At 62.6% G+C, this 12,505-nt stretch carries 14 protein-coding genes; 5 read left to right on the top strand and 9 right to left on the bottom strand.

The window, feature by feature from the left end; all coding sequences use genetic code 11:
- The first annotated feature begins 112 nt into the window (after positions 1–112).
- From G9X68_RS07270 to G9X68_RS07260, 3 genes are all read left to right on the top strand, one after another.
- On the top strand, positions 113–2,395 hold the full coding sequence (locus G9X68_RS07270) for an NADP-dependent malic enzyme (RefSeq protein ID WP_171601819.1): 2,283 nt from the start codon (positions 113–115) through the stop codon (positions 2,393–2,395).
- A gap of 215 nt (positions 2,396–2,610) precedes the next feature.
- A complete protein-coding gene (locus tag G9X68_RS07265) occupies positions 2,611–2,853 on the top strand; it encodes a type II toxin-antitoxin system Phd/YefM family antitoxin (RefSeq protein WP_062943825.1) in 243 nt (80 codons plus the stop codon).
- A complete protein-coding gene (locus tag G9X68_RS07260) occupies positions 2,850–3,239 on the top strand; it encodes a type II toxin-antitoxin system VapC family toxin (protein ID WP_171601818.1) in 390 nt (129 codons plus the stop codon). The genes G9X68_RS07265 and G9X68_RS07260 overlap by 4 nt, the downstream gene beginning before the upstream one ends.
- On the opposite strand, the gene G9X68_RS07255 is transcribed toward G9X68_RS07260, so the two are convergent.
- The 7 genes from G9X68_RS07255 to G9X68_RS07225 all read right to left on the bottom strand — a co-directional run bounded on the left by G9X68_RS07255 (position 3,148) and on the right by G9X68_RS07225 (position 10,630).
- Entirely contained in the window at positions 3,148–3,903 is a 756-nt protein-coding gene (locus G9X68_RS07255; protein ID WP_342355315.1) for a VOC family protein, read from the bottom strand. The genes G9X68_RS07260 and G9X68_RS07255 overlap by 92 nt on opposite strands.
- Before the next feature lie 182 nt (positions 3,904–4,085).
- On the bottom strand, positions 4,086–4,964 hold the full coding sequence (gene olsB / locus G9X68_RS07250; RefSeq protein ID WP_171601817.1) for a l-ornithine N(alpha)-acyltransferase: 879 nt from the start codon (positions 4,962–4,964) through the stop codon (positions 4,086–4,088).
- Between the two features lie 108 nt (positions 4,965–5,072).
- The gene (locus tag G9X68_RS07245) at positions 5,073–7,355 is read right to left on the bottom strand and encodes a PAS domain-containing hybrid sensor histidine kinase/response regulator (RefSeq protein ID WP_171601816.1); all 2,283 of its coding nucleotides are present in this window, start codon (positions 7,353–7,355) and stop codon (positions 5,073–5,075) included.
- Positions 7,356–7,410: 55 nt separating this feature from the next.
- Positions 7,411–7,914 (bottom strand): signal peptidase II, encoded by a 504-nt coding sequence (lspA, locus tag G9X68_RS07240; RefSeq protein ID WP_003544911.1) that lies wholly within the window; start codon positions 7,912–7,914, stop codon positions 7,411–7,413.
- Entirely contained in the window at positions 7,911–8,771 is an 861-nt protein-coding gene (locus G9X68_RS07235) for a TrmH family RNA methyltransferase (protein ID WP_171601815.1), read from the bottom strand. Before G9X68_RS07235 ends, lspA begins: the two co-directional genes overlap by 4 nt.
- Positions 8,768–9,853 (bottom strand): class I SAM-dependent methyltransferase, encoded by a 1,086-nt coding sequence (locus G9X68_RS07230; RefSeq protein ID WP_171601814.1) that lies wholly within the window; start codon positions 9,851–9,853, stop codon positions 8,768–8,770. The genes G9X68_RS07235 and G9X68_RS07230 overlap by 4 nt, the downstream gene beginning before the upstream one ends.
- 186 nt (positions 9,854–10,039) lie before the next feature.
- Positions 10,040–10,630 (bottom strand): NUDIX hydrolase, encoded by a 591-nt coding sequence (locus G9X68_RS07225; protein ID WP_171601813.1) that lies wholly within the window; start codon positions 10,628–10,630, stop codon positions 10,040–10,042.
- Between the two features lie 112 nt (positions 10,631–10,742).
- On the opposite strand from G9X68_RS07225, the gene G9X68_RS07220 reads away from it, so the two are divergent.
- Together G9X68_RS07220 and G9X68_RS07215 are read left to right on the top strand one after the other, a co-directional pair.
- A complete protein-coding gene (locus tag G9X68_RS07220) occupies positions 10,743–11,198 on the top strand; it encodes an SRPBCC family protein (RefSeq protein ID WP_171601812.1) in 456 nt (151 codons plus the stop codon).
- Between the two features lie 37 nt (positions 11,199–11,235).
- Entirely contained in the window at positions 11,236–11,670 is a 435-nt protein-coding gene (locus G9X68_RS07215) for a GNAT family N-acetyltransferase (RefSeq protein ID WP_168307935.1), read from the top strand.
- Between the two features lie 41 nt (positions 11,671–11,711).
- Here G9X68_RS07215 and G9X68_RS07210 read toward each other — a convergent pair whose 3' ends face one another.
- Together G9X68_RS07210 and G9X68_RS07205 are read right to left on the bottom strand one after the other, a co-directional pair.
- Complete coding sequence (locus G9X68_RS07210; protein WP_171601811.1) at positions 11,712–12,044, bottom strand: LapA family protein; 333 nt, start codon at positions 12,042–12,044, stop codon at positions 11,712–11,714.
- Positions 12,045–12,205: 161 nt separating this feature from the next.
- The gene (locus G9X68_RS07205) at positions 12,206–12,505 is read right to left on the bottom strand and encodes an integration host factor subunit beta (RefSeq protein ID WP_003544934.1); all 300 of its coding nucleotides are present in this window, start codon (positions 12,503–12,505) and stop codon (positions 12,206–12,208) included.

Genomic DNA, 12,505 nt, shown 5'->3' with positions numbered 1-12,505 from the left:
GAGGTGGAGTTTTTCCCAAAAAAACAGGTGCCAACCCTATCCGCGCGCCGCTATAGATGACAACAGCATTTGAGGAAGAGCAAAGCGTCGCCCACAGGACGTTGGAGGATTTATGCCCGATATCGATAAGAAGGACCGGCCGGTGACCTCGGTTACCGACCAGGAGGCGCTCGAATTTCACGCAATGGGCCGGCCCGGCAAGCTGGAGATCAACCCGACCAAGCCGATGGCGACGCAGCGCGACCTCTCTCTCGCCTATTCGCCGGGTGTTGCCGTGCCCGTCAAGGCAATCGCCGCCGATCCGCAGACGGCCTATGATTATACGGCGCGGGGCAATATGGTTGCCGTCATTTCCAACGGCACGGCGATCCTCGGCCTCGGCAATCTCGGCGCACTGGCGTCCAAGCCCGTCATGGAAGGCAAGGCGGTGCTGTTCAAACGCTTCGCCGATGTCGATTCCATCGACCTCGAGATCGATACGGAAAATGTCGATGAGTTCATCAACTGTGTACGTTTCCTCGGTCCTTCCTTCGGCGGTATCAACCTCGAGGATATCAAGGCGCCGGATTGTTTCGTCATCGAAAGCCGGCTGCGCGAGCTGATGGACATTCCGGTGTTCCATGACGACCAGCATGGAACGGCGATCATCGCCGCCGCCGGCCTGATCAACGCGCTTGAGCTGACCGGCCGCGATCTGAAAACGACGAAACTCGTCTGCAACGGTGCGGGTGCTGCGGCGATCGCCTGCGTCGAACTCATCAAGGCGATGGGTTTTGCGCCTGAGAACGTCATCCTCTGCGATACCAAGGGCGTCATCTACCAGGGCCGCACCGAGGGCATGAACCAGTGGAAATCCGCGCATGCGGCAAAGACCGACATGCGCACGCTGGAAGAGGCGATGAAGGGCGCGGACGTCGTTTTCGGCCTGTCGCAGAAGGGCGCGTTTTCGGCCAAGATGATCCGCTCGATGGCGGAGCGGCCGATCATCTTCGCGATGGCCAATCCCGATCCCGAGATTACACCGGAAGAGGTGGCCCGCATCCGCGACGACGCCATCATGGCGACCGGCCGTTCGGACTATCCGAACCAGGTCAACAACGTCCTCGGCTTTCCCTATATCTTCCGCGGCGCTCTCGATGTCCGTGCCTCCACAATCAACGACGCGATGAAAATTGCCGCCGTCAACGCGCTGGCAAACCTGGCCCGCGAGGACGTTCCGGATGACGTGGTGGCCGCCTATCAGGGCAACCGGCCGCGTTTCGGGGCGCAATACATCATCCCCGTTCCCTTCGATCCCAGGCTGATCTCGGCGATCCCGGTCGCGGTCGCGCAGGCCGCGATCGAAAGCGGCGTCGCCCGCAAGGTCATCACCGACATGGCCGGTTATGCCCGCGAGCTTTCGGCGCGCCGCGATCCGATCGCCTCGACGCTTGCCAGCCTTTATGAGCGTGTCCGTCGCCGCCCGAAGCGGATCGTCTTTGCCGAGGCCGAGGAGGAACAGGTCCTGCGTGCGGCGATGTCCTATGCCAACCAGCAGCTCGGCACCGCCATCCTGCTCGGCCGCGAGGACCTGATTCGGGCGACGGCGGAACGTGCCGGCATCGATCTCAACCGGCCGGGCCTCGAAATCGTCAATGCCCGGCTTTCGACCCGGGTCGAGGCCTATATCGACTATCTCTATGCGCGGCTGCAGCGGCACGGTTATCTCCACCGCGACGCCCAGCGGCTGATCCATAACGACCGCAACCACTTCGCCGCTACCATGGTGGCGCTCGGCGACGCCGACGGCATGGTGACGGGCATCACCCGAAACTATTCGACGGCGCTCGAAGATGTGCGCCGCTGCATCGACGAGAAGCCCGGCCACCGCGTCATCGGCGTATCCCTGGCGCTCTGCCGCGGCCGCACGGTCTTCGTTGCCGATACGGCAGTGCACGACATGCCGACGGCCGAAGAGCTTGCCGACATCGCCGAGGAAGCTGCTGGTCTCGCAAGGCGCATGGGTTATCCGCCGCGTGTCGCCTTGCTTGCCTATTCCACCTTCGGCCATCCTTCGGGCGAACGCTCCGAGCGGGTGCGCGAGGCGGTAAAGATCCTCGACAAGCGCCGCGTCGATTTCGAATATGACGGCGAGATGGCGGCCGATGTCGCTCTGAACCGCAAGGTGATGGAGCAATATCCGTTCTGCCGCCTTTCCGGGCCGGCCAACGTCCTCGTCATGCCGGCTTTCCACTCGGCCTCGATCTCGACGAAGATGCTGCAGGAACTCGGCGGCTCCACGGTGATCGGCCCGATCCTCGTCGGCCTCGACAAGCCGGTGCAGATCACCTCGATGGGCGCCAAGGATTCCGACATCGTCAACATGGCGGCGATCGCCGCCTACGGCGGTTCGTAAACTCCTCCGCGCATATGAGATGGCATTCCGTGCCCGGCCGACCGCCCGTCGGCCGGGTACAGCGTTTTTGTGGATTGTCCTTACCCGGCTTCGCATAGGCTGCGATTTACGCTAAGCTGCTGATAATGAACTGATTCGAGGGGAATTTTGCTTCTTGCGAAATCCAGATCCATAAACTAAGTTGATTGAACTAAGTTTATGGATGCCGAAGCGACATGCGAATCATCAACATCCATGAGGCAAAGACTCATCTGTCGCGGCTCGTCGAAAACGCCGCGAACGGTGAGGTCTTCGTGATCGCCAAGGCCGGCAAGCCGCTGGTCAAGGTGGTGCCGCTCGATGCCGGCGGTGCGCAGCAGATCCGGCGTGTCGGTTTCCTGAAGGGGCGGATCTCCGTGCCGGATGATTTCGACAGCATGGATCTGCAGGACGTCGCAAGGTTTTCAGAGCCGCGATGAAGCTCCTGCTCGACACGCTGCTGCTGATCTGGCTTGCGGAGGATTCGTTGAAACTGCCGACTGCTGCGAAGGAGCTGGTCGCCGATCCCCTCAACCAGCTGTTCTTCAGTCCCGCAAGCTTTGGTGAACTCAGCGCCAAGCGCGCCGTCGGCCGCGACGATTTCAATCTCGATCCGCCGCTCTTCTACCGTGCCCTCATCGACAACGACTATTGCGAATTGCCGATCACCGTCATGCATACGCTGGCGGTGCATCGATTGCCGGCAATCCACGCCGACCCCTTCGACCGGATCCTCATCGCGCAGTCGATCGTCGAGGGCATTCAGTTGCTGACGACGGATGAGACCGTCGCGCTCTATCCCGGCCCGATCCGGCTCTTCCGTTAGCGCTCGTCCAGTCTGGCCGGACAACGGCGCTCAGCTGACGAAGGCGATCAGATTGCCGTCGGGATCGCGAACAATGAAAGTCTGGGCAACCCCATGGCTCGATTCTCAAGCCCTGATGGAACGGGACCTCAGCTCTCGTATATTCCAGGAACAGTGCTTTGGCGTCGTCAAGCGTGATGGTTGCCGAAAGCGCGTCTTCCTCATGAAGCCGGAAATCCGGATGGAGAAAAGGCATGTCGACTGAGCGAAGATTGAGCCGCGCCGCACCCCGGAAGACCTGAGCATAGAAGGCGGGCTCGCCATAGGCGAAGGCAAGCTCAAAGCCGAGCTTGCCGATATAGAATTCACAGGAGCTGCCGATATCCCGGACGAAGAGTTGCGGTTGCGCGTCGATGAATGTCGGTGTCGAAACTTTTGATTGTTGAGGCGTGTTCATCAAGGTCAGTCCCTGTTTCAGCGCCGTCCAGCTTTCGAAACCTTCCTTTGCCGCAACGAGCTCCTGCGCATCGGCGAGCTTGAACGCGCAGTCGAGAATCTGCCGATCGTCCAGGCCGCTGTAACGGGGGAGCCACCGCCGGATTTCGGCGGCGACAGGATGATACCTGTTCTGATGCCAACGTTTATAGAGCTTGGCTCTCTTGCGGAGGTTTTCGAAATTCGACATGGCGCATGGTTGAGATGTGTGGGCGGGCATAGCCCAGCCGGCACAATGCCGATGCGCCCCACGGAAAACGCGATGTCAGGATGAAGGGATGGCGGGGGATCGTCAAGCCTTACAACGCCGCGCGTTTTTTCAGACGCGCAAAGGACGCTGCAACACTTTGAATTGCCGGCGGTCCTTGGCGTTTAGCTCGCGAAGCGGCCGGCGTCGGCGCCGTAATAATTCAGGTAGCGGTCCGAAATGCTGGAGATCGGCAGCACGATCAGCACGTCGGTCGTGTTGAAGGCATGATCGACGACCGCGTGGGAGCCGACCATCGCACCGAGGCGCAGATAGCCCTTAATCAGCGGCGGCAGGGCCATCAGCGCCCGCTTCGGGTTGATGGCCTCGACCGGCATCAGGTCCATGTTGCGGGCCAGATGCGGCAGGGCGCCGACGGCCCATTCGTTCTCCGCCAGCACATTGTGGTAGAGGAAGGACAGCGCCAGCGCGTGGCTTTCGAGATAGACGCCGGGGAAAGAGGCGCAGCCGAACATGGCGCTGACGCCATGCTTCAGGGCGTAGGCCCAGTTGCCCTGCCACAGGAGTTCGACGGTGCGCTTGGTGCGGTATTCCGGCAGCACGCAGGAGCGGCCGAGCTCCATGAAGCGCTTGTCCGGATGTTTGGCGATAAGGCCCTCGATTTCGAATTCGGAAGCCGAGTAAAAACCGCCATTGGCGATGGCGACATCCTGGCGCAACAGCCTGTAGGTGCCGACGATCTGGTCTTCGGGATCGCCCTCGATCGAGCGGTCGAGAACGAGTAGATGATCGCAGACGGCGTCGTAGGCGTCGACATCGCGCTGGCGGCGCATGGCGTCCAGCGGCAGCTGCGCTTTCATTTCGTCGACGAAGACCCGGTAGCGCACGGCCTGGGCGGCATCGATCTCGCGTGCCGTGCGGGCAAGGCGGGTCTCCAGATTGCCGATGCGGCCGAGGATATCGCCGTCCTTCTGTACAGCAGCCGTCGAGGGCCGTGCTGCCTCCGCGGTGGTGTCACGATTCAGGATGTCGATGGCGGACATGACGATTCTCCCGTTGCCGGCTTATCGACGCCATAAAACACTTCTCTACGACAGGAAAGTGACATTTTGAATTTCCAAGCGCAAGAAGCGTGCCGGTTTCCGAGGCGCTCAGCGCGCCTCTGCCCGACGGGCGGAAAGGGCGGCGACTGCCTGAACTTCGGTCAGCAGCCGAACCGGATCAACCGGCTTTATCATGACGCGGTTGGCGCCGTTGAGCAAGACTTGGCGGCGCGATTCGTCGCTCTTGTCGGCAGTCAGCACGATCACCGGCACAGAGGCGAGATCGAGCCGCCGCTCGTGGCCGCGCAGGCGTCCCAGCATGTCGATGCCGTTGCCGCCAGGCATCGAGAGATCGCTGATGATGATATCGGGCCGGGCATTGGCCTCGCAGAGCGCGCAGTCGAGCAGCGCCTCGAAATCTTCGACATGGCGCACCTTATGCCCGCCCTTTTCCAGAACGACACGCACCAGCATGGCATTGATCGGATCGTCTTCGCCGAGCAGGATGCTGAGCCCACTGGCGGCAACCAGCGTCTCCGCCACTGAAAGGCCGAAGCCCGGCTGGTTGTCGTTCAACGCGTCGCGCTTCTCCATGCCGCGCATGCGCCCGCGCAGCACGTCGATCAGCGACTGTTCGCGCAGCGGCCGGATGAGCCAGGCATCGAAGAGGTCGAGCGGATGGGCGCTGCGCTCTTCCGGATTGACGAGCAGGACCTTGCGCAAGCCAAGTGCGGCGATTTCGGCGCGATCGGCAAGATGGGCGGAAAATTCCGCCGACATGCGATGGTCGATGATAATATCGGTCGGCCGCTTTCCGTCCTTCGCCAGCTCGAGCAGTGTTGCCCGCGCCGTCTCGCCGTCGGCGACGAGATGGCAGAGGCCGCCGAGCGCGGTGATGGTTTCGGCGATGGCGGTGCGCGCCGCACCTGTCGGCGCCAAAAGCACGACACTGTTGCCGGCAAGCAGCGTGTTTCGCCGGTCGGGGCGCTCGCTGCCGATATCGATGGGGAAGCGGATGGTGAATTCGCTGCCTCTGCCCTTTTCGCTGGCAACCGTCAGCGCGCCGTTGAATTCGCGCATGATGCGGGCGGAGATCGCAAGGCCGAGCCCGGTCCCGCTGCTCTTGTCGGCAACGCTCCCGCCCTGCTCGAACTCGCCGAAGACGCGCGCCTGCTCCTCCGCCGTCATGCCGGGACCGCTATCGGTGACGGTGATCGATAGGTCGTCCGCGTCGAGCGACACGCGGATGAAGACGCCGCCAACCTGGGTGAACTTCACGGCATTGCCGATGACGTTGAACAGAACCTGGCGCAGCCGCGCCGGGTCGAAGCTCATATTTTCGGGCACGTCGGATGACACGGTGGCGCCGATCTCGATACCCTTTTCATGCGCCCGGTGGGCGAGCATCTCGACGACGCTTTCCAAGAGCTTGCGCAGCGATTCCGAGCGCGGATGCAGCGCGAAGCGGCCGACCTCGATCGTGGAGAAATCGAGCAGGTCCTCGACCAACTGCGTCAGTGCGTGGCCGGATTGGCGGATATTCGCCAGATAGTCCTGCTGCTCCTGCGTCAGCCGCGTCTCGGCGAGCAAGTGTGTCATGCCGAGGATGCCGGAAAGCGGCGTGCGCACCTCGTGGCTGACGGTGGCAAGCAGCCTCGATTTGGCGGCGCTGTTATATTCGGCCTTCTGGCGGGCCTCCTCGCGGCCCTGCGCGATCAGCCGCTCGTCGGTCACGTCGCGGGCAACGCTCTGCAGCAGCAGACGGCCGTTCGCCGGGTCGCGAGTGACGACGTCGCGCCAGAGGAAGATACGCTGGCCCTCCGGCGTCGAGATCTCGACATCGTAGCAATGCGGTATCGGACCCGGGCGGAAGGCAAGCCCGATCTCCTCGCAGGTGCGTCCTTCCGGACGCAACCGCCCGGTCAGGCGGCGAAAAGTATCGTTGGCGGAGATGATGCGCCGGTCCATGGTGCGGCCGACCGTAATATCGCCGAGCACGTCGTGCACGTCGGCGAACAGCTTTGCGCCGGCGTTCCAATCCGGCATGGGTTGACCGGGGCGCTGCCCGGCCCTGCGCGAGCGAACCATCAGCAAAGCATAACTGGCGATGACGGCAAGGCCAAGAACGACGAGACCGCCCGAAAGCAGCAGCGGATCGCCGGCATGGGCAAGCAACATCAGGATCGTTGCGGCAAGAAGGCCGGCGCCGCCAAGCCAGTAGAACAGCAGGCGCCGTGTCGGTGCAGGCCCGCCCTGGCGGTCATCGGCACCCCGGGGTGCCGCTGCGTTCGGCCGTGAGAAGACCGCCTCCATCCGCTTTTCATGCGGCTTGGCGGCGGGTCCACCGAAGGCGGCGGACAATCTTTCCTGCAACTGTCCCAGGTTCTGCATGCTATCTGGCTAACATGAGGCCCGTTCCGAATGCCTTCAGGATTTCGATAAGATTTTAGCGGCCGGCCTTTTTCGGCAACAGCAGCTCGTCGAGAATGACGCAGCCGGCCCCGATGGTGATGAAACTGTCGGCGAGATTGAAGACCGCGAAGGACCAGCTCTCGGTATAGAAAAGAATGTAATCGATCACATGCCCATAGGCGAAGCGGTCGACGAGATTGCCGATCGCGCCTGCGATGATCAGCGCATAACCGAGATGGGCGATCCAGCGATCCTTCGCCGTGCGGTACCACAGCCAGATGACAAAGGCGACGATGACGAGCCGCATGCCGACGATGAACCAGCCGTCCATGCCGGACAGCATCGAAAAGGCGACGCCGAGATTGTAGGTCCGGTAGAGCGCCAGCATCGGAACGACGGGCACTGCCTCCTGCAGCGGCAGGTAATGATCGACGGCGATCTTGACGGCTTGGTCGATCAGAACGGCGACGACGATGAAGAAGAGGATCGGCGCTGGGCGCGAAAACAGCGCCGGGCGTGCATGCGTCTGTTCGGTCATTTGCCCTCGGCAAGTGAGAGGAGATGCCGGCGTACCTCGAAAAGCATGACGGCGGTGGCGACGGCGAGGTTCAGTGAATCGGCGCGGCCCTGCTGCGGAATGCGGGCAAGCGCGTCGGCCTCTTTCGCCAGTTGCTCCGGCAGGCCGGATTGCTCGTTGCCCATCAACAGCACGACGGGCTTTTTCCGGTAGTCGATCGTCCGGTAATCGACCGCGCCGGCAAGATGCGTCGCGACGACGGAAACGCCGGCCGATTTCCGCCAGGCGATGAATTCCTCAGGCGTCGCCCGCGCGACCGGAACGGCAAAGACCGAGCCCATGGTGGCGCGTACCGTTTCGAGCGAGAAGGGATCGGTCGTCTCGCCGAGGAGAATGATGCCGGAAGCGCCGGCCGCATCGGCGGTACGGATGATGGTGCCGAGATTGCCGGGGTCGCGCACCCGGTCGAGCGCCACCCAGGTCTCGCCATCCCTCGGCCGGATATCCCGGAGCGGCTTCCAGCGCTGCTCGAAGATGCCGACGACCATCTGCGGATTGTCGCGGCGGGTGATCGAGGCGATCACCTTTTCGCTGACCTCGAGCACCAGTCCGCCCGAGGCGACGGTCCTTGCCGCCATCTGCTCGACCAGCGGCTTGCCCTTGGCGGCCTTGGCATAGACGAGCGTGCGAATCGCCCAGCCGAGTTCGATCGCATCGATGACGAGCTTCAGTCCTTCGGCCAGGAACGTCCCGCTTTCCTCGCGCGATTTCTTGTTCGTCAGCGCCTTGATGTCCTTGATGATCGGGTTGGCGAGCGAGGTCACTTCCTTCACCTGCCCGACCCTGCGCGGTCCCTGATCGTGGAAGTCCTTGCTCATTTCGGCACCCAGCGGGAAAAGAGGGAGGTGGAAAGCGCGCGGCCCTGCGTTTTGCCGTCGGTGCCGGCTTCGCGAATCACCAGCTCGCCGGATTCGACCACGCCGCCGGCGCCCCGCATCGTCTCGCGCATCAGCTCGTGGATCGAATAGAAGCTGGCGCGGATCGAATAGGCCGTCAGCACCAGGCCCACTGCCTTCGGCGACAGGATCTCGCGGCAGACATCGAGCATCAACGGCAGATGCTCGAAAAGATGCCAGACTTCGCCATTTGGGCCGCGGCCGAATTTTGGCGGATCGGTGAGGATGATATCGTACTGGCTGCCGCGGCGCTCCTCGCGCAGGATGAATTTCATCGCATCCTCGCAGATCCAGCGGATCGGCAGCTTCTCCATGCGCCCGAGCGCCTGGTTTTCCCGCGCCCAGCCGATCGCCTTCTTCGAGGCATCGACATGGGTGACCTCGGCGCCGGCTGCGGCGGCAACCAGCGAGGCGACGCCGGTATAACCGAAGAGGTTCAGCACTTTCAGCGGTCGGCCGGCCCTTTCGACCTGCTCTTTCATCCAGCTCCAGTGCACGATCTGTTCGGGGAAGACGCCGACATGGCGGAAGGAGGTGAAGCGGCCGAGGAAATCGACGCCGAGCAGATTGAGCGGCCAGGTCTCGCCGAGCGCCTCCTTCGGAAAGCGCCAGCGGCCGGTGCCTTCCTCGTCGGTATCGCCAGTGAAGGCGGCATCGACCTTTTCCCAAACGTGCGCGGGCAGCGAAGGCCGCCACAGCGCCTGGGCCTCCGGGCGGATGATGCGATAGGGGCCGTATTGCTCGAGCTTTTCGCCGTTGCCGCTGTCGATAAGGTGGAAGTCGCCGGCGCCGAGCGATTCGAGGATGACAGGCACGCGCTCAGCCGGACGCTCGCCGCTGCGCGTCATCAGAGGGCGCACGACGGCGGCAGGCGCAGCAGCCTCGCGGCTCGCCGCAGGCCGCGCGAGCGGCTTCGGCGGCCGCCCTGTCCGATCGCCCCTGCGGCTTTCACCGGAAGGACCTGATGTTTTCTTCTGGCCCGGCCGGCCTTCTCTCTGTTTCAACGTGTTCTTCCGCGTCTCTGTCGGGGTGTCTTATCGGCTTTGCGTCCGCTCCAGCGTCGCGCGTCTTGAAACGCGCAAATCGCACTGCGGCACTTTGAATATGCAGTAGCCCAGAAAAGCGGGGCGGATCAACTGCGCCGCCGGCCAAGCCCGGGCAAGAGGAGAGGGATCTCCCCGATGCGGCGCCTATTTCAAGCCCTCGGAGGCCTGCGTGCGAAGCCAGCTTTCCGCCGCATAGAGGGCTGCGACATGCATAGACTGCATGATGACGGCGCCGGACTGCAGTTCGCCGAGGATGGCAGCAAGATCCGCAAACAGCAGCTCGACCTTCTCTCCGGGGTCGAAAGACGGTTCGCCGACCCGGCTGAGACCAAGCGCCAGCCAGCTCGTCACCAAATTGCTGTGGCTGGCGGCATTCGGATAGGAGGTGAGCAGCTTGACGAAGGTCGAGGCTTCATAGCCGGTCTCTTCCCGGAGTTCGCGCTGGGCCGCCGTCATCGCCGGATCGCCGGTCTTGCTGTCGCCGGGTTCGAGGCTGCCGGCGACCAGACCGAGCACGATCTCGCCGCGGCCGTGCCGATATTCCCGTGTCAGCAGCACGCGCCCGTCGGGCATGACTGGGATAACGTTGATCCAGTCGGGATAGTCCAGCACATGGAAGGGCGCGACGACGGTTCCATCGGCGGTGACGCAATCGTCGCTCCGGATCCGGATCCATCGATCCTCATAGGTGATGCGGCTTGCCGTCACGCTCCAGGGCTTCAGTTCGTCGTTCATCGGCCCCATCCCTTATGTGCCAGATCGCAACCGGCAGATAACATTCCGTGCCGCCTTGGCAAAGCGCTTTCCCGCTGGGATAAGATGAGCGAATCGAAGATGGGGTCGTCAAATGGATTTCACCGGCGAAGAACGCATCGCCGCGCCGCGGGACATCGTCTGGGCAGCACTCAACGATCCCGAGATCATGCGCGACTGCATTCCAGGCTGCGAAGGCATCGAGCGGCTGTCGCCTGATGTCTTCGAGGCGACCATCAAGGTCAGGTTCAGCCTGCTGTCAGCCACCTTCCACGGGCTGCTGACGCTTTCCAATGTCGATGCGCCGAAGAGTTACACGTTGTCGGCCGAAGGCAAGGGCGGTCTTGCCGGCTTCGCCAGGGGGAGTGCCGATATCGTGCTTGAGGAAAGGGGTGCCGAGACCATCCTGCACTACCGGTCGAAGGCCGAACTCGGCGGCAGGCTCGCCCAGCTCGGCGCGCGTCTGCTCGATTCGACCTCGCAGAGGCTCGCCGAAGGTTTCTTCTCGGATTTCAATGCTGCCGTCGTCGCCAAAATGGCGGCCGGTTAGGCTTGGCGCAGATTGAGGCTTCGTTTAAATCGGAATTATGACGTGGACCATCAGGCCGCCGCGGGCGGAAGATCAGGAAATGCTCGCGGAGATTTATCTTTCCGTGCGCCGCGAAACATTCGTCTGGGTCGATCCGGGCAAATTCCACCGCGAGGATTTCGCCGCCCATACCAATGGCGAGACGGTCTTCGTCTGCGCGCATGAAAGCGGCAGCGTCGCCGGCTTCCTGTCGCTCTGGCCGGAGGACGATTTCATCCACATGCTCTACCTAAAACCGGAATTCCAGGGCCAGGGTGCAGGCACGGCGCTGCTGCACGCCCTGCCGGAATGGCCGCAACACCGGTACCGGCTGAAATGCCTGGTGAAGAACCGGCGGGCGAAGGCATTCTATCTCGCCCACGGTTTCCAGGTAACCGGCAACGGCGCCTCGCCCGAGGGCGACTATGAGGAATTGAGCTATTTTCCGGTTTGACGGGCCGCAGAAATACCGAGCCTGTCGAATATTGACCCGTTTTACCGCGCCGGCAGCTGTCCGGCGATTTCCTCGGCACGGTTCTTGTGGCGATCGGCCTCACTCTGCCAGCGGATGGCTTCCTTGGCCTCGGTACGGGCACGCTTGCGGTGTTTGCCCTGGCTGAACCAGGTGGCGGCCGCCCCGATCAGCATGCCTGTGATCAGCGAGACGACCAGGAAGACGAAGAAGGGCGCGGAAATCGCAAGCACCTGGTCTTCCGGCCGGAACGGATTGAAGGCGAGCGTGACGCTCTGCCGGTTGGCGACGCAGAAGACGATGAGGATGACGCCGAGCGGCAGCAAAATCAACAGGTTGACGATCTTCTTGGCCATTTGAGGTCTCCACGCGGCAGATTGCGCCGGTCTTTTTGAAGGGCGCGTTTCATGCTTGCAGCGCTATGCGTCCTTGTAAGACGCATAAAGCACGATGCGTTACCAAGAATAGGAAAACGGGCATCGAGTTCAAGTGCGGTTTCGCCGCAGGCAGCGACGGCTCAATCCTCTTCGTCGGCCTGACCGGGATTAAGCCGCTCGCGCAGCTCCTTGCCGGTCTTGAAGAAGGGAACCCACTTCTCCTCGACGAAGACGGTATCGCCGGTCCGCGGGTTGCGGCCGGAGCGCGAAGGGCGGTTCTTGACCGAAAAGGCGCCAAAGCCGCGCAATTCGACTCGGTTACCCGCAGCCAGTGCATCCGTGATCTCGTCGAGAACCGCGTTGACGATATTCTCGACGTCGCGATGATAGAGATGCGGGTTGCGTGCCGCAACAATCTGCACCAATTCGGACTTGATCAC

The sequence above is a fragment of the Rhizobium changzhiense genome (assembly GCF_013087625.1).
Classification (GTDB): domain Bacteria; phylum Pseudomonadota; class Alphaproteobacteria; order Rhizobiales; family Rhizobiaceae; genus Rhizobium; species Rhizobium sophorae.
This window is presented reverse-complemented; position numbering and strand designations above follow the sequence as displayed.